24 protein-coding genes are annotated in these 22,210 nt (G+C 31.4%); 10 read left to right on the top strand and 14 right to left on the bottom strand.

Translation table 11 applies throughout. The features are described 5' to 3' along the window. Positions 1 to 53: 53 nt before the first annotated feature. The 7 genes from BM289_RS23725 to BM289_RS23755 all read right to left on the bottom strand — a co-directional run bounded on the left by BM289_RS23725 (position 54) and on the right by BM289_RS23755 (position 8,632). Positions 54 to 644 (bottom strand): Crp/Fnr family transcriptional regulator, encoded by a 591-nt coding sequence (locus BM289_RS23725; protein ID WP_091498596.1) that lies wholly within the window; start codon positions 642 to 644, stop codon positions 54 to 56. Between the two features lie 303 nt (positions 645 to 947). Continuing rightward, positions 948 to 1,469, bottom strand: a complete 522-nt coding sequence (locus tag BM289_RS23730) for a PPC domain-containing DNA-binding protein (RefSeq protein WP_208610282.1) — start codon at positions 1,467 to 1,469, stop codon at positions 948 to 950. A 335-nt stretch (positions 1,470 to 1,804) separates the two neighbouring features. Further along, a complete protein-coding gene (locus BM289_RS23735; RefSeq protein ID WP_091498599.1) occupies positions 1,805 to 3,316 on the bottom strand; it encodes a glycoside hydrolase family protein in 1,512 nt (503 codons plus the stop codon). A gap of 31 nt (positions 3,317 to 3,347) precedes the next feature. After that, on the bottom strand, positions 3,348 to 3,701 hold the full coding sequence (locus BM289_RS23740) for a hypothetical protein (protein WP_091498601.1): 354 nt from the start codon (positions 3,699 to 3,701) through the stop codon (positions 3,348 to 3,350). A 277-nt stretch (positions 3,702 to 3,978) separates the two neighbouring features. Continuing rightward, complete coding sequence (locus BM289_RS23745) at positions 3,979 to 6,159, bottom strand: HAD-IIB family hydrolase (RefSeq protein WP_091498604.1); 2,181 nt, start codon at positions 6,157 to 6,159, stop codon at positions 3,979 to 3,981. A 399-nt stretch (positions 6,160 to 6,558) separates the two neighbouring features. Continuing rightward, positions 6,559 to 7,458 (bottom strand): carbohydrate kinase family protein, encoded by a 900-nt coding sequence (locus BM289_RS23750; protein ID WP_091498606.1) that lies wholly within the window; start codon positions 7,456 to 7,458, stop codon positions 6,559 to 6,561. Between the two features lie 163 nt (positions 7,459 to 7,621). Continuing rightward, positions 7,622 to 8,632 (bottom strand): hypothetical protein, encoded by a 1,011-nt coding sequence (locus BM289_RS23755; RefSeq protein ID WP_091498609.1) that lies wholly within the window; start codon positions 8,630 to 8,632, stop codon positions 7,622 to 7,624. A 173-nt stretch (positions 8,633 to 8,805) separates the two neighbouring features. Here BM289_RS23755 and BM289_RS23760 point away from each other — a divergent pair, with 173 nt between their 5' ends. The 3 genes from BM289_RS23760 to BM289_RS23770 all read left to right on the top strand — a co-directional run bounded on the left by BM289_RS23760 (position 8,806) and on the right by BM289_RS23770 (position 9,885). Beyond that, the gene (locus tag BM289_RS23760) at positions 8,806 to 9,006 is read left to right on the top strand and encodes a hypothetical protein (protein WP_091498611.1); all 201 of its coding nucleotides are present in this window, start codon (positions 8,806 to 8,808) and stop codon (positions 9,004 to 9,006) included. An 84-nt stretch (positions 9,007 to 9,090) separates the two neighbouring features. Continuing rightward, complete coding sequence (locus tag BM289_RS23765; RefSeq protein ID WP_091498614.1) at positions 9,091 to 9,381, top strand: hypothetical protein; 291 nt, start codon at positions 9,091 to 9,093, stop codon at positions 9,379 to 9,381. Positions 9,382 to 9,444: 63 nt separating this feature from the next. Beyond that, the gene (locus tag BM289_RS23770) at positions 9,445 to 9,885 is read left to right on the top strand and encodes a hypothetical protein (protein WP_091498617.1); all 441 of its coding nucleotides are present in this window, start codon (positions 9,445 to 9,447) and stop codon (positions 9,883 to 9,885) included. A gap of 6 nt (positions 9,886 to 9,891) precedes the next feature. On the opposite strand, the gene BM289_RS23775 is transcribed toward BM289_RS23770, so the two are convergent. Next, positions 9,892 to 10,431 (bottom strand): hydrolase, encoded by a 540-nt coding sequence (locus BM289_RS23775; protein WP_091498619.1) that lies wholly within the window; start codon positions 10,429 to 10,431, stop codon positions 9,892 to 9,894. A gap of 230 nt (positions 10,432 to 10,661) precedes the next feature. Here BM289_RS23775 and BM289_RS23780 point away from each other — a divergent pair, with 230 nt between their 5' ends. Then, a complete protein-coding gene (locus BM289_RS23780; RefSeq protein ID WP_091498622.1) occupies positions 10,662 to 11,372 on the top strand; it encodes a beta/alpha barrel domain-containing protein in 711 nt (236 codons plus the stop codon). A 57-nt stretch (positions 11,373 to 11,429) separates the two neighbouring features. Here the strand turns inward: BM289_RS23780 and BM289_RS23785 are convergent, their stop codons facing one another. The 3 genes from BM289_RS23785 to BM289_RS23795 all read right to left on the bottom strand — a co-directional run bounded on the left by BM289_RS23785 (position 11,430) and on the right by BM289_RS23795 (position 15,455). After that, positions 11,430 to 12,239, bottom strand: coding sequence for an SDR family NAD(P)-dependent oxidoreductase (locus tag BM289_RS23785; RefSeq protein ID WP_091498624.1), 810 nt, complete (start codon positions 12,237 to 12,239; stop codon positions 11,430 to 11,432). A gap of 69 nt (positions 12,240 to 12,308) precedes the next feature. Next, entirely contained in the window at positions 12,309 to 12,896 is a 588-nt protein-coding gene (locus tag BM289_RS23790) for a TetR/AcrR family transcriptional regulator (protein ID WP_091498627.1), read from the bottom strand. A gap of 171 nt (positions 12,897 to 13,067) precedes the next feature. Continuing rightward, positions 13,068 to 15,455: a TonB-dependent receptor domain-containing protein gene (locus BM289_RS23795; protein ID WP_091498630.1), complete on the bottom strand. Its 2,388-nt coding sequence runs from the start codon at positions 15,453 to 15,455 to the stop codon at positions 13,068 to 13,070. A 141-nt stretch (positions 15,456 to 15,596) separates the two neighbouring features. Between BM289_RS23795 and BM289_RS23800 the strand changes: the two genes are divergently transcribed. From BM289_RS23800 to BM289_RS23825, 6 genes are all read left to right on the top strand, one after another. Continuing rightward, on the top strand, positions 15,597 to 16,619 hold the full coding sequence (locus tag BM289_RS23800) for a sensor histidine kinase (RefSeq protein WP_244165447.1): 1,023 nt from the start codon (positions 15,597 to 15,599) through the stop codon (positions 16,617 to 16,619). After that, positions 16,616 to 17,311, top strand: a complete 696-nt coding sequence (locus BM289_RS23805) for a LytR/AlgR family response regulator transcription factor (RefSeq protein WP_091498636.1) — start codon at positions 16,616 to 16,618, stop codon at positions 17,309 to 17,311. Before BM289_RS23800 ends, BM289_RS23805 begins: the two co-directional genes overlap by 4 nt. A 12-nt stretch (positions 17,312 to 17,323) precedes the next feature. Next, on the top strand, positions 17,324 to 17,689 hold the full coding sequence (locus tag BM289_RS23810; protein ID WP_208610283.1) for an immunity protein Imm33 domain-containing protein: 366 nt from the start codon (positions 17,324 to 17,326) through the stop codon (positions 17,687 to 17,689). A 141-nt stretch (positions 17,690 to 17,830) separates the two neighbouring features. Continuing rightward, positions 17,831 to 18,874, top strand: a complete 1,044-nt coding sequence (locus tag BM289_RS23815; RefSeq protein ID WP_091498639.1) for a tetratricopeptide repeat protein — start codon at positions 17,831 to 17,833, stop codon at positions 18,872 to 18,874. Between the two features lie 55 nt (positions 18,875 to 18,929). Then, positions 18,930 to 19,313, top strand: coding sequence for a hypothetical protein (locus BM289_RS23820; protein ID WP_091498642.1), 384 nt, complete (start codon positions 18,930 to 18,932; stop codon positions 19,311 to 19,313). 109 nt (positions 19,314 to 19,422) lie between these two features. After that, positions 19,423 to 19,611, top strand: a complete 189-nt coding sequence (locus BM289_RS23825) for a hypothetical protein (RefSeq protein ID WP_091498645.1) — start codon at positions 19,423 to 19,425, stop codon at positions 19,609 to 19,611. A 317-nt stretch (positions 19,612 to 19,928) separates the two neighbouring features. Here BM289_RS23825 and BM289_RS23830 read toward each other — a convergent pair whose 3' ends face one another. The 3 genes from BM289_RS23830 to BM289_RS23840 form a co-directional block, all read right to left on the bottom strand. Continuing rightward, the gene (locus tag BM289_RS23830; protein WP_091498648.1) at positions 19,929 to 20,330 is read right to left on the bottom strand and encodes a helix-turn-helix domain-containing protein; all 402 of its coding nucleotides are present in this window, start codon (positions 20,328 to 20,330) and stop codon (positions 19,929 to 19,931) included. A gap of 178 nt (positions 20,331 to 20,508) precedes the next feature. Continuing rightward, on the bottom strand, positions 20,509 to 21,162 hold the full coding sequence (locus tag BM289_RS23835; protein ID WP_091498652.1) for a hypothetical protein: 654 nt from the start codon (positions 21,160 to 21,162) through the stop codon (positions 20,509 to 20,511). A gap of 4 nt (positions 21,163 to 21,166) precedes the next feature. Further along, complete coding sequence (locus BM289_RS23840) at positions 21,167 to 22,153, bottom strand: hypothetical protein (protein ID WP_091498655.1); 987 nt, start codon at positions 22,151 to 22,153, stop codon at positions 21,167 to 21,169. Positions 22,154 to 22,210 lie beyond the last annotated feature (57 nt).

Below are 22,210 nucleotides of genomic sequence, written 5' to 3' on the forward strand. Positions count from 1 at the left end.
TGAAGCAAACTTAGCGAGCTCAAATGAAAATAAAATTGACTTTGGGTAAGAAATCATTTTTCCATAACTCTTTTTCGAATTCGGCTTAAACTTTCTGCTGTTAATCCGAGATAAGAAGCTATTATTTTTAAAGGTGTTCTCTGAAATATTTCCGGACGGCCTTCTATAAGTTTTAAATAACGTTCCTGTGGCGAAAGCGTTAAAAGATTAATTTGTTCCTGCTGTTTGCGTACATAAAGCATTTCAGAAATTGCTTTTCCGATTCGTAAACCTGTTTCAGATCTTTGATACAATTCGTTTAAATCCGAAAGAGAGATAGACCATAAAGTCAGTTCTTCCAAAGCTTCTGTTTTAATAACAGTGGGCTGTTGATTTAGAAAAGACATATAATCGCTAATGAAACTTTTTTCATAAAGCAGATTGATGCAGATATCTCGTTTTCCATCCCAAACAAATAATCCCGCAGATCCTTTAATAACAATGTTGAGATATCTTTCTACAGCATTATAATCTTTGATAATCTGATTTTTTTCAAATTTTCTTACTTTAATTTTTTCCGAGAATCCTTTCCAGATATTCATATCTGCTGTAAAATAGGTTTCAAAAATGTTCTTTACATCTTCAGGGGAAGGACTTTGTGGCATGTTGTTTACTATCAGTTGAAGAAGGCAATATAAGTTTTATCTTTCAAAATAAAAACAACTGTATTAACTTGTTAGTTCTGTTTTTTTAAACACATAGAAACATAGATTTTTTCTTTTTAAAAAACTTAATAAAAGGGGATAGAAAGAAACTAGTTTCTAACACATAGCTTTGCGTAAATAGTGAGGTAACTTTGTCAAAGTTTAATGCACAAGAGACTATGTGTTTTATTATAAGTGAAATGCCTTTTTTCGCGCAAAGAAAATCTATGTTTCTATGTGTTTAAAAAAAATTATACTCAAAGTTTATTTCAAACAAGGCAATTGTAAAACATTAGCATTCAAAGGCTGTTCCACTTTTCTTTCTAGTTTTTCATTATTAACTGTAATATAAATTTCCATAGAACCGGTTCCAACTTTCAGTGCCAAAATATGACCGCCATAAGCATCAAATTTATCATCGGTTGCTACGCCATGCATATGAATTGAAGGTTTTTCTCCACTCCAAGCAATAGAACCAGTAATACTTCCCATTTCTACTTTATTGAAGGTTTTAGGATGAAATTTTTTTTGGCTGAAATCATAAAATCCAAATGTAGCGTCTTGCGCAAAACCAATTCCAGTAAAATTAGCAGATGGGATATTTTGTTCTTTCGCCAGATTTTCAATTAAAGCCAAAACATTATCGCCTTCGCGAAGAACCATCAAATAACCATTCGGAGTTTTAGTATAACGGCATTTTTCTTTATCGTTTTGCTGAGCATGAGATAAATTAAAAGTCAGTAAAAGTAAAAATGAAATAAAGATTTTAGAGGTTTGAGTATTCATAAGAATTTATATTAGAATTGTATTTGAGAATAAAAAAAAGATTTTAAACACATAGAAACATAGATCTTCATTGTCTTTTCAGATTATAGAAAGAAACTAGTTTCTAACACATAGTGCGATGCATTTAATGTTTTTGCCACAAATTTCACAAATTTCCGCGAATTAAAAATGTGTGAAAATTTGTGAAATTGCTTCGCCTGTTCGCTATTGCTCGGGTTGTGGCTTTTTAAAACATAACGCTATGTGTTTTATTAAAAGTGAAATGCCTTTTTTACCGCAACGAAAATCTATGTTTCTATGTGTTTAATTTAATTATGTCATTATAAATAAAGAGTTTAAACAATAGAATTCGGCTGTAATTCATTGTCATATTTTTCAGGGTCAGATGCTGCATATTCATTTTCTGGTTCCGGAATAACATGAATTTTAGAATCTCTAATCGAAATAACCGCCGAACAAACATAAATACCAACTTTTCCCTCGTTGTATTTAAAATCAAGCAAAGTCAGTTTTACGATTTCATTGATCGAAAGTTCGTAGTAATTTCCATAACGGATAATTTTAAAAGAAATCTGTTTTTCTTCACTAATTTCAAACTGATTGGTCTGAATGTTTTCAAAGATAAAATTATTCTTCACATCCTTTTCATTAAATCCCCAAGCTCGAAATTGAACAAAACCATTCATAAAATCGATTGAAATATAATAGCCCGTTCCTTCTTTATCACATTCAATTACAAAACCCGTTTTACCCATTCCTTCTACAGAGAAAGTGCCTTCCCAAACAAAATCATTAGAAGGTTTTTCGAAACCATAAATTTCATAACCGCTTCGACATCCAAATCGCCATTTATTCTCATTTTCCTGAACAAATTCAGCAGTAGGATTTCCCAAAATCGGCATTGGTTGTGGCAGATCTTTTTGAAGAATGGTTTTCTTGTAGAGTTTTTCCCAGTAATAATAAGTCTTCAGCAAAAGACGACCGCTTTTATCCACATCCAATTCCTTTGGAGGCGGAATAACCCGGTGTGTATTTACATTTCCATCAGCGAAATAAAAATTATAAACCAGAAAATGTTTTCCGTCTTTTACGACTCTGGCCGCATAATTTCCCTGTGGCATCAAGACATTATTATGAAAGGCAGAATATTCTCCTCGAAATTCGGCAGAAGACCAGTAACGAACTTTTATATCTTCGCGAATGGAGCCTAGTAAATAATGATTTCCTTTAATTTCAAAAACACAGGGACATTCCACATCATCATATACATACGGAATATGAAGCGGTTTCTGCAAAACATAACCTTCTGGTTCTCTTTTAGCAATTCCGATACAGCCACGTCTATAAGTTGGTCCCGAAGCACTTCTGGCACAAATCAATAAATAATCATCTCCTTTATATTGGTATTTAAAAGGATCTCGAAAGCTGATCCATTCCCTCGGATTATTGTTTTTGCTTTCGTAATGCGGTGCTTCACTTTTAAATGGAAGACCATATAAATTCTCTTTTTTCCAGGTTAATAAATCGGCAGAAATGGCTCTTCCCACTTTTTGTTCAATTCCCTTATCCTGACGTTTTAGGCCAGTATAATACATTTCATAACCGTCTCCTTCTGATCTTTTACTGATGTGCATTGTCCACAGCATATCGTCGTCCCATTCTCCTGGATCGCCGACAAATAAGGCATTTTTTACCCGTTTCCACGAAAGACCATCTTTTGATATTGCATGTGCAATATAATCGTGGTTTGGAATAATTAGGTGAAACAAATGATGAATTCCTTTTTCATCTATAAATACATCAACATCTCCAATTTCCCAGTTGCTAAATCCTGAACCTGAATACATTTTATTATTTTTTTAATCGGTTACTATTTTTTTAAACACATAGAAACATAGTTTTGCTTTGTCTTGTAAGGCATTTCATTTTTAATAAAAAACATAGCTCTGTGTATTTTTTTTTCGCCACGAATTCACGAATTTCTCTAATTAAAAAATTTGTGGAAATTGGTGCAATTCGTGGCTTATTTTTTTTAAAACACATAGAAACATAGTTTTGCTTTGTCTTGTAAGGCATTTCATTTTTAATAAAAAACATAGCTCTGTGTATTTTTTTTTTCGCCACGAATTCACGAATTTCTCTAATTAAAAAATTTGTGGAAATTGGTGCAATTCGTGGCTTATTTTTTTTAAAACACATAGAAACATAGTTTTGCTTTGTCTTGTAAGGCATTTCATTTTTAATAAAAACATAGCTCTGTGTATTTTTTTTTTCGCCACAGATTCACGAATTTCTCTAATTAAAAATTTGTGGAAATTGGTGCAATTCGTGGCTTATTTTTTTAAAACACATAGTTCTATGTGTTAGAAACTAGTTTCTTTATAAACTCTATTATTAAGCTTTTAAAAAAAATCTATGTTTCTATGTGTTTAATTTTTTTGCCACGAATTGCACTAATTTTCTAGAATTAAAAATTTGTGGAAATTGATGTAATTTGTGGCTTTAATTTTTACTTTATTATTTTATAATGCTTTAAACCTTCCAAAATTCCTTCTGAAGCAAATGTCTTAGCCACATAAATGCTTTTAGTTGTTTCGTAATCTGCGAGTTCTGCGCTTCGATTGCCGACAATAATTCCTTTTACAGGTCCTCGAAACATATCCACATCGTTTCCTGAATCTCCGGCAGCAATAACATTTGAAAGCGGAATTGACCATTTTCGGCATAAAAACTTAATAGCATTTCCTTTAGAGGCTCTTTTTGGAATAAAATCCAAAAACTGTCCGTGACTCGGAATGATATTGACTTTATACCAGCCCGTTCCTAAAATCCGAATTAATTCGTCGTGATCGTAATATTCTTCTTCATAGTAATAAGAGATTTTATAAGGATTCTGAGCTTCTTCTTCCTGAAGCTTTATCCATTTAACAGCTTTTAATCGGTTTACGATATCGTCTCTTTTCCATCTTCCTGCTAAGAATTTCGCCCAGCCTTTATCGAGAATATAATCTTTACCATTGGTATAATAAATCTCAGTTCCGACAGAACAGATAATGAAATCGGGAAGGGGAAATTCTTCTTCGTCAATTACTTTTTTAACCAACTCTAAATTCCTGCCGGAAGCCATTGCAAAAGCCATTTTATCGGTACGATTGGTCAAATGTGTTTTCAATTCTTTTAAACCCGGATTGGCCAGTTTAGGTTCAATTAAAGTTCCGTCAATATCCGAAACTAAAAGATGATCGATTTTTCTTTTTAATCGACTGATATTGATATTGGGGTAATGTTGCTTTTTAATTCCGGCACCAGATGAAAGTGATAAATTTTCATTGACCAATTCTACATATTGATTGACATGGCTGACCCAGCTGTAATATTTCTGGATATTAAGAGCACCATTATTGGAATAATATTTCCACTGATTTTCATCGGTTAAAATATTTCGCAATGCTTTCTTAATCTGACTTTCTTCCTGTGGATTAACCAATTCTCCATTTTGACAAACGGGAATAATTTCTGAAGGCCCGCCATTTTTAGTAACCACAACCGGAAGCCCCGAACTTGCCGATTCTATTACGGTCAAGCCGAAGTTTTCATGCAGAGCTAGATTGACAAAAACGCCTCGTTTTTCGGCTGCATAACGATAAATGATTGAAACTTCATTCTCAACATCATGTTTTTTAGGAATTGCCATTTTTCCGTACAAATCGTATTTGTCCATCAACAGCAATAAATCAGTTAAAACATTTTTTTCTGACTCAGGCATTTTGGCAATGTCTTTTCTAATTCCTGCAAAAATGACAAGATTGGCAATACTTTGGAGTTCTTTGTCTTTACCATAAACTTCAATAAGAGTGTTTAGGTTTTTATGGCGATCTGGTCTAGAAAGTGCCAGAATAATCGGTTTGTGAGGATTAGTCAGGAATTTTGAAATACTTTCGGCAACCCAGTATTTGCGTTGTGCTTCTTCCATATTTTTTTCCGAGTCGGTTTCCTGAAAATAATAAGGAACAAATTTTCTAGTGTCGATTCCAGGTGAAATAGCGTGGTATTTGGCTAATTCGAAATTCTTGTAAGCTTTGTAGGTCTCAATTTCCTGTTCGGTCGAAGTAACAATAAATTCGGAAAGTTCTAGTGTTTTTTCTTCTGCGGCGATTCGGGCTTTAAATTTGAACTTTTTTTCAAGTTCTTCTTCTGTTTGCCCACTTTCGAGTAGTTTTTTCTTTTTATAAAACCCTAAAGAATGTCCAGTATGTGCAAAAGGAATGTTTAAAATCGCCGATAATTCGGCGGCGGCATAACCAGCATCTCCATAATGCGAATGAATCCAGTCGGGAAAAATATTGTATTGTTTTATATGTTGGACAACGCCATTTACAAAAGTATCCAGACCTTCCCAAAGCTGTTCTTTGGCTTTATATTTTTTGCCTAGAAACGGAATTCGTCTAATATCAAGTTTATCATTTATAATTTCAACTGGGACAGCATATTCAGGAGAAAGATGAGGATCGTCAATTAATCTTGTAAAGAGATGTACTTGTTCGACATCTTCGTGTTGTGATAAAAATTCGGCTAATTCGTAGATATATTTGGTCTGTCCGCCGTTATCGGCATCACGACCGATTTCGAGTCCAGAACCTTTTAAGAGTCCGTGTATATTGATAAGTGAAATTCGTAATTTTTTCATCATTCTTCCTTAAATTATTTAGAATTCGCAAGTTACTGCGACCATAAAGATTAGGAAGAAATAATTCCATTTAAAATTTACATATTTCCCATGTTTGAAGTAAGTTTTGGATGTTTAAATTATAAAAATCTAATCTGGGAGAAGATTTATTGATTTTAATTGAAAGATTTATGTTGTTGAATTTCTCTCGCAGATTCAGCAGATTTTGCTGATTTTTTTAATTTGAAAGAATATGAAGAAAGGATTGGATATGTGGAGAAATAAAATGTCGCTCCGCTGGAGCTTTTTATCGTCTCGCAATTTGTATGTTATAAATATTTTGCTTTGCGGAAGCATTTTTATTCTCTCGCAGTTAGTAAAAAATCTGGTTAATCTGCTCAATCTGCGAGAGAATAAAAAAAATTAATTCTGATTAATCAAATCATCAATTCTCGACAAAAGAATTTCAGGATTTGCTCCGGAAGATCCTGCGACTAAGGCTCCGGTTGCACAAGCAAAGTTTAAAGCCTGCTGCGGTTCTTTGCCGGTTAAAAGCGAAGTTACCAAAGCTCCCAGAAAAGAATCTCCCGCACCTACAGTATCTTCTACTTTTACAACATAACCCGTATTTTCATAAAGATGTTTATCCCATAATAATAAAGCACCATCTTTTCCTCTTGTCACACAAATTGCTGTGGCATTGGTAAAAGAGCAGATAAAATTCATGTTCTCTTCTAAAGTGGCGTAGGGAGAATCAAAAGCTGCACTTATTTCCATTAATTCTTCATCATTAAATTTGATGAAATTGGCTGCATCCATTAATTGTTTTAAAATTTCATAAGTATAATGTGGCTTTCTTAGATTGACATCGAAAACTTTGTAAGTGTCTGAATGAAGCAATTCTTCCAATGCTTGTCTGGAAACTTCGTCTCTGCAGACCAAACTTCCATAAATTAAAACGTCAGCATTCTGAACAGTTTCTCGCGCGATATCATTCAAAATAATTTTGTCCCAAGCAGAAGGATAAAGAATTTCATAAGTAGCCGATTTGCTTTCGTCTAAAGTCACATTAACCAATCCAGTTGGGAAATTATCTGATTTCAGAATTGTTTCTGTATTCAAACCTAGTTTCTTTACTTCATTGATAATTGCTTCACCGTCTGGATCGTTTCCAACACAGCTGATCATATTAACATCGGCTCCTAAAGCTTTCATACGAAGCGCCACATTTAATGGAGCTCCGCCAATTTTTTTTATGCTGTCAAAAATATCCCAAAGTACTTCTCCGAAAGCAACTGCTTTAAGTTTTTTGTCGTTGTTCATTCTAAATTTGTCTTTTATAAAATTTTAATTAATAAGGTCCAAAAACCTCATGATTTTATAAAAATAGTAAAGATTGTCGGCATTGACAAAGGATTCGATGTATAAATAACGATTAATTATTATCAGGGACATTTTACTATATTAGAAATTATGTTAAAAAATGTTATTTACTTAAATGATTATTGTCTTTAATTTTGTCTACAATTCCATAATGTTGTACTTCTTTTTTCCCATCTGGCATTTCGTTAAAAATTCTATAGAGAACTAAAGGTTTGTCTTTGTCAATTCCTGGAAATATTTTACCTATTTCTTTCTTTACTTTGTTGTTTTCAGTTCGTAGGGCAGTAGTATCCTGAAGTTTAATTGTTGATAGATAACAAACCATTGGAGCATATCCTTTTTCTGTGCCTTGAGGAAAAATTCTAAATATTTTTGGCTTTGTTTCAATATTATCAATACTCAAAGGGAATGTGTATTTTGAGTTTACTTCATTCATAACCTTACTATAAAACTCATTTATTTCATCCTCTTTTTGATATTTAAAAATATCATTTGCAGGTCTCAGGCATTCTTTCGCAATACCACTATAATTTACAGCATCGGTTAGAGCTGATTTTTTATATCTTTCCTGTGCTAATTTGTAATAATCGATAGCTGTTTTTTTTAGGAGACTGTATTGTCCAAAATGTAAAATATTGATTTTCCATTCATCACCGTACTTTCCATATATTACCGTGATTAATAATTCATTGTCATGACCGTTTGGAATTAAAAGTGAAACATACATGTCTTTATTTAATGCCAGATAATTTAAGACATAGGCATTATCTTGAGATACACCAGAGACAACTGTATTATTAATATTTGCAACAGAATTACTAACATTATATTCGTCCAAAATTCTATAGCTTTCGGATGGAAAAGATTTGCTGATATCTGCAATTAGCTTTGCAATATTTGCCCCATCTTTTTCAAGTAATTTATCTGATATCAAAGCTTTCACTCCATTAACATCATTATTCATTACAGCCTTGAATAATTTATCGTTTAAAAGTTTTATTTCGTCTCTTTTCTCTTTTTCAATGTTTTCATTTACTGTGGTTCCTGAAGTTCCAACATTGCAGCTTTGCAATAATAAAATACTAAATAGAATTAATAAAGTTCTACGAATCATGGTTTGGTTGTTGGTTTATAATTTAGGTTATTTGATAAACGAATATAGTTTAATTTTAAACATATATTCTTAGAATGATTCAATGTCTTTTAAATTATATTTGCTTCAGTTTTTTGATTTAAAAAGAAGCAAAAATTTGATTTATTCTAGAGAAATAATAAAAAGAAAATTATATGGTTTTGACTTATAAAGTTTCTGAGAAAGAAATTTTAAAAATTAGAAATGAAATTTTTAAAGAAGTTGGAGTTTCTTCTTTATCAGCAAATGGGTTTGAGTTTTCGCCATATAAAACTTCTTGGCATGGTCAATATGATCGCAGTATTCGTGGTTATATTTATGATTTTTGCAGATTAACTAAAGAAAACTGTTTATAAAAAATTTCAGTTTACATAATTGGAGGAGAAAAATGGATTCAGATTTATTTAAACATTTTTGAATTAAGTCCCAATTTAGACTCGATGACTATCTTAAAAGATCTTGATGGTTTAGGTTTTTCAGATCTATCATATCGATCAACAAGAATGAGACTTAGAAATGATGACTATAAAGGGCCACCAATATTTTACATGTTATTTTTACCAGAACATAAACTTGGGAAATTCTACACTAAAAACGGCTACAAAAAAGAAGTAGAAAAATTTAAAAAGTTAATCCAATCTGATATGCAAAATATAGAAGGCTTTATAAAAAGATGGCATGAACTATATATTCCTTTTAAAACAGATTGGGAAGGAAATACGCTAATCTAAGATTATTCGTAAAAACAAGTTTAAAATTTAGATGTTGGAGTTAAATTAACAATTCAAAAAAACATGAAAAAAGCTGTTTTAATTTATAATGGTTTGACATATCTAATCTGTTTTTGTGTTAGTACAGCTCAGATGTTTATATCCGGCGTGAGTATAGAAATGTCATTTCTTTTTCTTTTTTGTGTTGTGAGTCTAATTCATGTATATTTCATTTTTGAAAATAAGTTTGTAAAAGAATCATTTATATTTTTAGGGATTATAAACTTGGTTCAGTCTATAAGTTTTATGTTTTTGGGCTTAACATATAAATTCATTATTGGTCTTGATTTGTCTCTTTATTTAATTGATGCGTATGATAATTATGTTAATTTATCATTTAAGCCGTTTAATATTTTTACTGATGTTTCATTTAATAAAAGCAATACTGTTTCTGCTGTAGCAGTGAATTTTATTCATTTATTCTGTTCCTTCTTTTGCTACAGGCAATTAAATAAAGGAAATTAAGTTTTCTTATTTAATCAACCCCAATATCGCTCTAAAATTTTCATTTCTAGAATCTTTCACCAATTCATAAAGACACATTTCGACATTCGTTAAACTAATTCCTTTTTGCTGCATTTTTTGCAAAGCTAAATCAATGCTGTTTTTGGATCGAGAAGAGGTACAATCTGTTACAATTTCTACTTCAAAATTATTTTCTAAAAGCCCCATAGCAGTTTGATAAACACAGATATGAGCTTCGATACCGCAGATTAACCATTGTTTGCGTTTGGTTTTCAAAACGGCATTTTTAAATTCATCGTTTTCAAAAGCATTAAAAGTATATTTTTCTATTGCTTTTTGATTTTCAAGTAATTGCTTTAATTCTAGTACAGTATTTCCTAATCCGTTTGGATTTTGTTCCAGATAGATTATAGGAAGCGATAAAATTTGACAGCCACGGATTAGCTTTTCAAGGTTACTGATCATTTTCTCGCTTTCGTGTACAATACGTGCGAGTTTGCCCTGCACATCAACGATTATTAAACCTGTGTTTTCTTGTGTCAGCATATATTTTTGTTTAATCAGATTTAGCTCTCTAATTTACTCAAAAAAGACATGTAAAAAGCACTTCTTTTGGTAGAAAACAATTCGATTTTGAATGTTGGAAATATTCATTTTTTAGTTTCACTACAAATTTTCCTCAACTCATTACAAGATGTAATTTTTAGGCTGTATTTTATAAAACAAATAAATTCCAGTATGCTAAATTTGACCGAAATGTAATAAAAAACGTAAGTATGCAGATCAATTCAATTTGGGGAAGCAAAAAGAAAATTTCGTTCTGGAATCGGTTGTTTAAAAGAAATAAAAAAATCGATAAAGAACTTAGTACACCAGAAATAATTAGCAAGAACTGTCAAGGGCTTTTGTTAGGGAATGAAAATTTAAAATCGTTTCTTTTTTCGACCGATATGGCTTTAATCGAGAATAATGATGCCGATGCAATTTTGGCTGTTTATCCTTTCCCGCCTTCGCCAAAAATCATAAAAACCTTAATCGATTTTTCTGGAAAACCAGTTGTTTGTGGTGTAGGAGGAGGAAAAACCAAAGGAAAAAAATCTCTCGAAATGGCCATTTATGCTGAAGAAATGGGAGCGTCAGGTATTATTGTAAACATTCCGTTTGAGAATAAAGACATTAAAAAAATTAGACAAAAAGTTTCACTGCCTATCATAGCAACAGTTGCTACTTCCGATTATGATTTTTTAAAGAATAGAATAGAAGCAGGAGTCAATGTTTTTCATGTTTCTGGAGGAACAAACACGAATAAAATTGTAAAAGAAATTACGGCAAAATTTCCAGGTTTTCCTGTAATGGCAACTGGAGGAAAAAGTTTAAAAGATATTGAAGAATCTATAAATGCAGGTTCTAAAGCCATTGTATTATCGCCACCTTCCAATAAAGATTTGTTCAAAACGATAATGGATAAATATAGAGATACTTTCTAAAAATACTAAAGGCAGTCGATTATTGACTGCCTTTAGTATTAGATATCGGAAATGAAATTAACCATGTGCTTCTACTGAAACATCATTCCATTTTTCCCAGTTTTCAAGTCTTTGTTCATAGCTTTGTTTAACGAATGGTAGAGCTACTTTCCCCAGTAATAATCGTAATGGCGGATTTTCGTTTTCTACTAAGTTTACGATTGCAGGAGCTGTTGCTTCTACTTTACCAAATATGTTTTCTCTTTCAGCCAAGGCTTTTTTGATTTCGTCATAATACGGTAAACTTTCGCTGGTAATTCCGGTATGCCAAATGTTAGAAGCATAGCCGTTCGGTTCTAATAAAGTAACATTGATTCCAAATTGTTTTACTTCAGAAGCCAAAGTTTCGCTTAAACCTTCAATTGCAAATTTTGAGGCACTGTATAACCCCATTCCAGTTGGCAAAGTAGCTAATCCTAAAATAGAAGAAACCTGAATGATATGACCACTTTTTTGATCTCTCATAATTGGAAGAACAGCTTGTGTTAGCCATAAAGTACCAAAAAAGTTGGTTTCAAATTGTTCTCGGGCTTCTTTTTCGCTCGCTTCTTCAACAGCACCAGTAAGTGCGTATCCTGCATTATTAATCAAAACATCAATGGTTCCAAAATGATTTTTGACTTTTTGAACAACCTCTAGTGATTCTTCACGATTGTTAACGTCTAGTTTTAATGGCAGAATTGTATTTCCGTATTTTTCTTTAAGATCGTTTAAAGTATCTACATTTCGTGCTGTTGCCGCGACGTTGTAACCTTTAGCTAAAAAGGCTTCTGTCCAAGTTCTTCCAAATCCTTTTGATGCTCCTGTAATTAAAATTGTTTTTGACATGGTATTTGTTTTTTAAATTATGAATTATTTTTAAACATGACCAATCGGTCATTTTTATGATAAAAAAAATTACAGCCTTTTTGCAGCTATATTTTTTTTGAGTGCTGTTGTTATGGTTTTCATTTTATCGTTGTTACCAGACATTCTAGCCATTAAATGTCCACCTTCAAGGGAAGCAAAAAGTACAGTTGCAAATTCTGCCGCATCCCAGTTTGGGTCAAATTCTTTATCCGCAATACCTTTTTCTATGATAGAGGTTAATAACTGCTGACCGCGTTTGATTGCAGCGTTTACTTTTTCTTTTACAATTGGATTAGTATCGTCAGCTTCAGTTCCAAAATTCAATAATGGACATCCTCCAATAACTGGTGGATTTAACGGATTACTAAAAAAATCTATGTAAGCAACAAGCTGTTCTTCTGCAGTTTTTCCCTGTCTAACTTCCGTTTCTAGTTTAGAACTCAATATCTTCATATTATGGTCTACAGCAGCACAGGCCAAAACGTCTTTATTTTCAAAATGAACATACATACTTCCTTTAGACAATTTGGTTGCCTCCATAATATCGCTCATAGAAGTAGCTGCAATTCCCTTTGTATTAAAAATAGGAGCGGCTTTTTCTATAATAAATTGTTTGGTTTCTTCCCCTTTTGTCATGGTGAATTGTATTTTACGATGCAAATATATGACCGATTGGTCATATATGCAAATTTTTATTGTTGTTTTTTTGTTTTGATTTTTCTTTGAAAAGAAAAAAACAGCTGAAAAGTCCTTAGAATAAAGGAAATTTGAGCTGTTTTTGTTCCCTGTTAAATTTAAAATTTATGTCTAGTTCGCACGATTCCTTTCCTCTTCATTTCCAAAACCTCTTTCTTTCGATTTTACATTTTCATTACCAAACTTATAGCTCAAAGCAATTCTAAAAGCTCTCGAATCTCCGTAATTTTTCATAGTATTTTTAATTCCGTTGGAGTAATAAGAAATTAATGGTTTTTGCGCATTCAATAAATCTTCACCGGTTAATGTGATTGAAAGATTTTTTTTCAAAGCTAAAAGCTTAACCGAAACATCCAGAATATTCAAAGTCGAAATATTAAAAACCTGATAACGTCCCGGCAATTGTAATCCGTAATTTAAGCCAAGGAAAACTGTTTTGGAATTATTTATTGTAAAATCATTATTGCTATAAATATAACCGTTGTAACCATCTACAGATGCAATAAGATTTGTTTTCGATTTTACGTTTTGATAGTTCAGATTAAATCCCATAAAACTATTCCACCAACTCAATTTATTGAAATTATAATAAGTTGAAAGTCCAATCTGATACGTATTGGCGTAATTAATTGGTGTGCTTTTGGTACTATTTGTTTCAGGATCGATAATAGCCAATTCTTGTCCAAAATCTGAAACCTGAGAGAAATAGATGTTATTGACCCATTTCTGATTGCGAATGTAAGAGAACTCCAAATTATCAATTATTGACGGTTTCAAGAACGGATTTCCTTCTGAATAATAATACGGACTCGTTCTAATCACAAACGGATTCAAATAATCAAAATCAGGTCTGCGGATTCTTCGGCTGTAGTTTAATGAATAAGAATTGTTGTCATTGACCGTATAAGTTAAATAAGCAGTTGGAAAAAGCTTTACATAATTGTTTTTATTCGTTTGGTTCAGATTCTCTGAAAAACCTTCTGTTTGTGTGGCTTCGGTTCTTAAACCAATTTGTGTTTCCCATTTTTCATTTAGTTTTTTACTTACCGAAAAGTACAAAGCCTGATTGTATTCTTTATAAGTAAAAATATTAGAGTAATTGGTATTTAAAACCGGAGTTCCTGTTTCGTTATCAAAAACATTCAGATCATTTTTGGTATTCGTATAAAAGCCTTTTCCTCCAAAACTAATGTTGGCAAAGGAATAGGGAAGCGTTACATCAATTTTCGCCGAATAATTCTTTAATTGATTGACATTCGAATTAAGAGCAGAAAAATAAGTTCCGTCTATATTTTCTTTTTCAGCATTCATTTCATTTCCTGAAAATACTCTGGAATCATCTTTTTGATAATTAAAATAATCCAAATCTACTGTAATGTTTTTACCATTGCTGTCCAGATTAAAAGAATTGTTCCAGTTTACGGAATTCATCTGCGGTTTGTTCTGCGATTTTACATCAGACAAAATATAAGAATTGATTTCTCCCGAAGTGTTGTAACGACTCGTTAACGGATTATTTGCCGAAATTCTGTCATTAAAACTTCCTAAATACTTAATTCCGGTGGTCCATTTTTCAGTCAGTTTGTAATCAAAACCCAATCCGATACTTAATAAATCGGTTTCAGATTTTGTTTTAATGTTTTGTTTCCACAATTCATCCGTATAATAAATTCGGTTATCAGAAGTAGTTGCAAGTTGGTCTTTTCCTTTATTGACAGAAGCCTGCAAAGAAAGTTTGTTGTAATTGTAAATAAATAATCCGTTTAGATTTTCGCTGGCGTAACTTCTTTGCACAAAAGAAGTTCCAAGATTGGCATTCCAGGAATTGGCTTTAGCGGTTTTCAGTTTAATATTAATTAATCCGCTGTTCCCTTCCGCTTCGTATTTTGCGGGCGGAGTCGTAATCACTTCAATACTTTTAATATTATCTGCAGGAATGGATTTTAAAAATGCGGTTAAATCTTCCTGCGTCATTTTGTTTAAACGATCGTCAATCATCACAAGAACTTCTCCTTTACCAACAATAGAAATGGTTTCGTTTTGAACTCTAACTGTTGGCGTCGACTTTAAAGCATCCAAAGCTGTTCCGCCGGTTGCTGTCACGGAGTTTTCTACGTTAAAAACCAATCTGTCTACTTTTTGTTCAACCAGTTTTTTTCTGGATTTTACGGTTACACCTTCGAGCTGAATCTGTTCTTTCACTTCGATAATTCCTAAATCCTGATCCTGATTTACGCTTATTTCTTTGTTACTGAATTCAGTTCCAAATTGTTCTATTATCAAGACATAATTTCCTTTTTCGGCTTTCAATATAAAATTGCCTAAACTATCTGTAGAAGCTTGCTGGTATAATTTTTTGTCGGTTTGAAGTAAAGTTGCCGTTGCAAATTCCAAAGGTGTTTTATTCTGATTAATGATTTTTCCTTTTATAGAAAATTGTTGTGCACTGGCACTGATTTGAAATAGAAATAAAACGGCTATTAAAATGATTCTGTTCATGGTTTTGAATTTAATTACAGGGCAAAACTGTTTCAATTAAAACCGAAATACCACTTTTATCGACAAACCCTGCTCATTAATCTGCAAACCCGTAAAAAAGCTTTTTACTGAATGTATATCTTTGTTTTAAAAATATACCAAATGTATAAAGGCACTATTACCAAAAAGTTCGAATGCTTCATTCATCTTATTTATTGGGTTCTGATTTTTTATTTCACTTTCGTGAAAAATCCAATTGGCGCACATTTTTTTACACCCGATTTATTTCTTTGGACTTATTTTATTGTCTTTGTTCTGACATTTTATTTCCATTATCTGATTGTAATGAAAAAAGTTTTTATAGCTTTTAACTGGAAAAGACTTTTTGCTGGTGTTTTTGTTTCTTATCTGGTTTTTACTTTTCTCCGATTTCTTTTGGAGCAGGTTGTAACTAAATTTTTATTTGATAAAGTAAATTATACCGATATTAATTTTTTGAATTATATGCTCGATAATATGCAATACAGCAGTATGACAATTATCCTGAGTTCGTTTCTCTGGTTTGTGATTTATTCGATTCGTCTTTTGGAATACAATCAGCTTATTTTGGAGGAAAATAAAAATACCGAAATCAAATTTTTGAAAGCACAGATTAATCCGCACTTTGTATTTAATACTTTAAATAATATTTACTCAATGGTTTATTTTCAGTCAGATAAATCATTGACTGCAATTGATAAACTGAGTCAGATTATGCGTTTTACGACTTATGAATCACAGAAAGAAAAGATCAGACTTTCGGACGAAGTTGATTATATAAAAGCGTATATTGAACTCGAAGAATTAAGGCATCAGGAAAATGTTGTTGTCGATTTGAAGCTGGAATTGGAAAACGAGTTGGAGGAAATTCCGCCTTATATTTTATCGCCTTTGGTAGAAAATGCTTTAAAACACGGAGCGGTTTCGAATAATGAACCAATCGAAATTGACCTGAAAGTTTTAGCACGAAAATTGACTTTCAAAGTAAAAAACACAATTGGAACACAAAAAAAAGATAGTTTGGGCGGTATAGGTTTGGACAATTTACAAAAGCGCCTAGAGATTCATTATCCTGAAAAACATCAATTGAAAATTACAAAAGAAGAAAACCATTTTACAGCCGAACTCGAAATAGATTTAAAATGAATAAAAAAATAAACTGCATTATTCTGGACGACGAACCTTTTGCTGTAAAACTAATTGCCGATTATGCTTCTAAAGTTCCAAGATTGAATGTTTTGTATGCAGACAGCGATGTTTTTAAAGCGATTGAAGTTCTCAATACAGAATCGGTTGATTTGATTTTTATTGACATTCAGATGCCACAATTAACGGGAATTGAGTTGATGCAGCTATTCAATCAGAAATACAATTTTATTATCACGTCGGCTTATCCGCAATATGCTCTCGAAGCATTTCAGTTTCATGTGATTGATTATTTATTAAAACCAATTACGTTTAACCGATTTTATCAAAGTGTAGAAAAGTTCATTCGCTGGCAGGAAACTTTTCAGGTTATTGAAAAACCGGACAATGATTATCTCTTCGTAAAAGCAGACCGAAAACACTATAAAATAGCTTTAAACGATATTTTATATATTGAAGGTTTAAGGGATTATATCCGGATTCATACCAACGACGAAAAAATCATGGCGTTGGAAAACATGAAAGATATTTTGGAAAAACTCCCGAGTCAGTTTATTCGGATTCATCGTTCGTATATTATTCCAAAAGATAAAATTAAAGTTATTGATGGAAATCAGATTGTCATGAAAAGCGGAAATGCTTTGCCGATTGGTGAGACGTACAGGAAGTTGGTTGGTGAGTGGTTGAATTAATAAATAAGTTAGATGAAAGAAAATAATGAATTAATTGAAATCCAAAGAGAAATCTGCGATAAATACGGTTTGAATTTTGAACCGTGTGATTTAAATCTGAAGATTGGAATTTCATTAAATATAATTGAGAATAAGTACGAAATGCCAATTTACGGATCAAGACTTCGCGTTGAAAATGGTACAAATGGATGGTATATCTATGCTGGTGATTATTCTGAAGCAGATGATTTTTTTAAGCCTTTGCATGCGTCTCACTTAGAGGAAATTTGCCCATTGCTTTTACCTTATTTAGGATTAGCACCCGGAAGCAGATTTTTAATTGCAGAAAATGGTAACTATGTTGATGTTTGGGAGGATTTGTCGTTGTTGGGAAACTAAAATTATACGAGAGCGAGAGCGAGAAATGTTTTTTTTATTTGATAGAATTGAATAATTAATTCGTATGTTTATTCCTTAAATTTTGATTTTTGAGTATTATTCTTTAATGCTATATATTTAAATTAATTTTTATAAAATTAAATGAAAAAACTTCTTATTGTAATTAGCTTCCTTTTTTTTAACGCAAATTACGGACAAGTCAAACTTTCACAGATACAAGGGTATTGGATAAAATATAAAGGTGAAATGAAAGATGGCAGTGACCTTTTTGATCGATTTACAGAAGATTCTGGTTATACAGAATATAGGATTAATCAAAATAAGCTGTGTATGAATTCAAATCCTACTCATAGAACAAATGAGACTTGCTTGGATTTTACATTGATGAAGAACTTTATGAAAACCTCTCAATATTTAGGATTTGTTATTGAAAAAATCTCTAATGATTCTTTGGTATTATGCGAGAAAATTGATGGATTAGAAGATGATAAACTTGAAAGATCCTATTTTGTTAGACAGGAAGTGATTATTGCAAAATTTAAAGAAGACAATAAAAATGAAAAGAACATAACTGCTTCAAAATTTTTCTCACCAAAAACAAATGGCACAATTGAGCTTGATTTGAATAAAGCATTTAAAAATAATTATTCTAATTTTCAGTTGATTGGAAGTTTAAAAATTTATCCTCAGAAGAAAAAAGTAAATACCAGTATTACTTTTTCAACACAAAATGATTCATCAAGAATAGGAATAGTAAAAAAAGTTATTGATAATTCTTTTGAGAGATGGAATCTAAAAGATTTTAAAGAGTATGAATCAATTGAGATTCCCTTTGTACTAAAAAGTGAAATTACAAAACATTATTGGGGAATTGCAGTAATATTTTTTACAGAAGATTTAACTGAATTTGAAAGAATTTATGGAGTTAAAATGGATGATGCCAGAAATTCTATGGATTACTTCAATAAGGGATTAAGAGCCTATGAAGAAAAAAAATATTTAAATGCTATCGAGTATTTTTCAGAATCTTATAGAATCAATCCTAAAAATATAGATGCATTATATAATAAAGGAGCTGTTTATTTTGAATCTGGAGATAAGGAAAATGCATGTAAAGTATGGTTGGAAATTTCAGTGCTTGGTCAAGCAGCAGGAAAACAACTTCTTTTAGAGTATTGCAATTAACAATGTAGTCAGAGTTTAATCTTCTTATCAAATCTGAGTGAAATTTTAAAAAAGGATGTTAAAAAATAAAAGGAATATTTTTAAGTTGGCGATTTTTATAGGATTATTGATTGTGATGCTTATTTGGGCTAACTATCTTTCACGAAGTAAGGCTTTTTATAAAAATGCACTTGAAAATAGGAAAGAAGAATCATATTCAGGTATTGTGATTGAAAAGTATATTGATTCATCACAACATTGTACTCCAATGCTAAAAATCACCCAAAATTCAAGTATTTCTTTAGAAAATAGTTTTTGGAATGAAGTAGAAATTGGAGATTCAATAGTCAAAACTAAAGGACAGACCTATATTAATTTATACAGAAACAATAAACTAAAACAAATATTTGATTATAATATTTATTTTCGAGATTTAATAGAACAGAAATCAGAAAAATAAATTCTCTCTGACGGCTTTAGTCTATAGCTCGTAAACGGAAGGTTAAGCCCAATCGATACGCTCGTGCCAACATAGGAAACTAAAACAGCAATGTTTAAAGAAAATTGATATGAAAGATTTTATTGGATTAGGAGCTTTGGTAATATTCTTAATTATTTGCCTTTTAATAGCTAAAAAAGATAGGAAAGAATCGAATGATTCGTATGGAATTCAAAAAAGTTTTGTGATGAAGGCTGTAATTGGTATAGGTATACTAATTCTAATAATGATTTATAAGATTATTAAAGATAATGTATAACGTATCTTCAATATAACAGTTAGTTTACTTGTTCTGTTGGCGAGATTATCTGCTTTATAAATGTGCCGTTCCTACGGAACTTTTTTAGATATCGCATTTCTTTCAACGGATTAAAATCCGTTGTTACAATATTTTTCATTCCTAACGCAATTTTCAACTAGCGGTTATATAATTATTTGAAATAATGAAAAAAAGAGCCATAGGCTCGGTCAATATTGTAGGGCCGGATTTTAATCCGGTTATACGTATATAATTCCATTGAGAAAAGATCCGTAGGATCGGAACATACTGTTCCTCGTTCACACCAACAAAATAAATTATTTATTGATTAATTTTTCAAGTCTCGTCATCATTTCATCTTTCTCTTTCAGCATACGCTCGTATAAGGCAATTTTTTCTTCGTGCAACTGGATAATTTTTTCAAGTGGATTATAATTATTAATTACAAAACCTATTGCACTATCGTTATTATTAAATGTATTTGCAATTACATTTACTGCCTGTTCTTCATCAAAGTTCTGAAAAGCTTCAACAGGAATTTTTAATGAATTCGAAATTTGTTTCAGAAGATTTTCTTCAATTATATCTTTTTGTTCCAATATAGAAATTTTCTTTTGGGTCCAGTCTTCGCCAAGATCATAAGCCAATGCTTCTTGTTTGATGCCTAACATTTCTCTGAAACGTTTTACGTTTCTTCCCTGATGAATTTTCTGTTCCATATTGACTATTATTTTTCTAAAGGTTCAAAGATAAAGCTATCCAAACTAAAAAGTCTGAATTTCAAAGATAAAAAAACATCTTATACAATAGTTTTTTTGTCAGATATTATCTCCTAATAGCTAATAGTTTGTCTTTTTTAAATGAAACAGTGTTTTATGAAATAAAAAGTTTTTTTGATTAATCCTGTTCAAAACTTTTTAATGTTCCATCATCATTAAATTGTATAGAATATCTTTCACGACTGCCATTAATAGTAGTTGGATACCAGTATATTTGATTTTTTCGGATAGAAATATAAACACTTTCAGGAGGTTTAGCGCCTTCTATATTCTCTGATTTTTTGTTTAAAACAGCACTTACTTTGGCAACATTCGCAAAGTTAATCTTATTAAGGGATATTAATTGATCCTGAATATTATCTCTGATCGAAAGTTGAATTGGTTTCGGTTCTGACCATTCATTATTTTCATACTCATAAGAATCAATATATTTGGGATTTTCCGGATGCTGAAGTTTAATATTTATTCTTCCGTTATCATAAAAATATAAAAGAGAATAAATAAAAATCTCCTTTCCGTTGTATTGAGGCAGTCTTTTAAGTTCTTCTTCTGCTTTTTTTAGTCCGTCAACATCCGATAAAAAATGATGTTCAGAATTTTTACTAAGCTCTTTTTGTTGTGTATTTGTTTGTGTTTTTTCAATATCAACAGACTTGTCATCTGTTTTGTTTATTGTCGTATCATTAGACTCAAATGTTTCGTCGATACTTTTAGAGATTTGATTACAGCTTAGAAATAGTAAACTGCAAAAAAAGGTTATTAATTTTTTCATATGATTAGACTATATTTTCTAAATCGCTTGCAAAGGCAATTTGTATGGGATTTTCGGGTAAATAAAAAATATCAATTTCTTTTTGTTTGGTAGTATCAAGGTCAAGTAATCCGATGACTTTCTTTAGAGTATTTTTATGAATACGATGCTGGTTGTCTGTATATTCCAGTTCAAAACGCATCATAGGCTGTTCATTAATATAAGTTCCGGTCTGGCTGACTTTAATTAATCTTGCTGGAGTTTTTATTCCTTTAAATTTAATTAAAACAGAATCGGGATTCAGACCTGTAAATTTACTAATGATGAATCTCAAAATAAAACGATAAAATAAAAGTACCATTGGACAGATTATGAGAGGATGTCCAAAACTCATAAAACGCCATCCCATACCCTGACTTTCTGTTTTATAAGAATAAAAATAATAACCCATCACTAAAATTACAGCAATTAACCAGCCCAATATCCTTAAAATCAAATTCGGAATATTGAGTTTCGCTTGAGTGGTTGATATAATAAAATAGGGCAGTTGTTTAGTATTTTTATTGAGTAATAAATTTAGTTTTTTCCCTGTTTCAAAACGACGTTCATAAGGCTTGCTGTCTGTAATGATTGTTTTATGGGTGATTTCGGTATCAGAAAGGTTTTTAAACAACAAATCAAGTTCGTATGTATTGAATTCAGCATTTTGTTTTGAAATGATTCTGGCGTTTATAATTTTTGCTTCCCTGCGGACTCCGTTCTCTTTTATTGCTTCTAAATTTTTCTTAGTAATAAAAATTTGTGCTATCCATCTTTTAAAATATCCAAATAATAGTATTGTCCAAAGTATAATTGAGAATGCTAATATACCTAGCGCCATCCAGGGATTTTTATCGTTTAAGGCATTTATATCAAATTCATTATTGATATTATAGTACAGCAGCATTGGAAATGGGATTGCAAAAAAGAGCATATAAACGGTCCAAAATGATGCAAAAAAATACTTTTTCATTCTTTGTGGTATTTATAAAATTACAGATCGATTAATGTTTTGTAAATAACATCCAAA

Origin of the sequence: Flavobacterium phragmitis, assembly GCF_900112575.1 — a bacterium.
GTDB lineage: Bacteria > Bacteroidota > Bacteroidia > Flavobacteriales > Flavobacteriaceae > Flavobacterium > Flavobacterium phragmitis.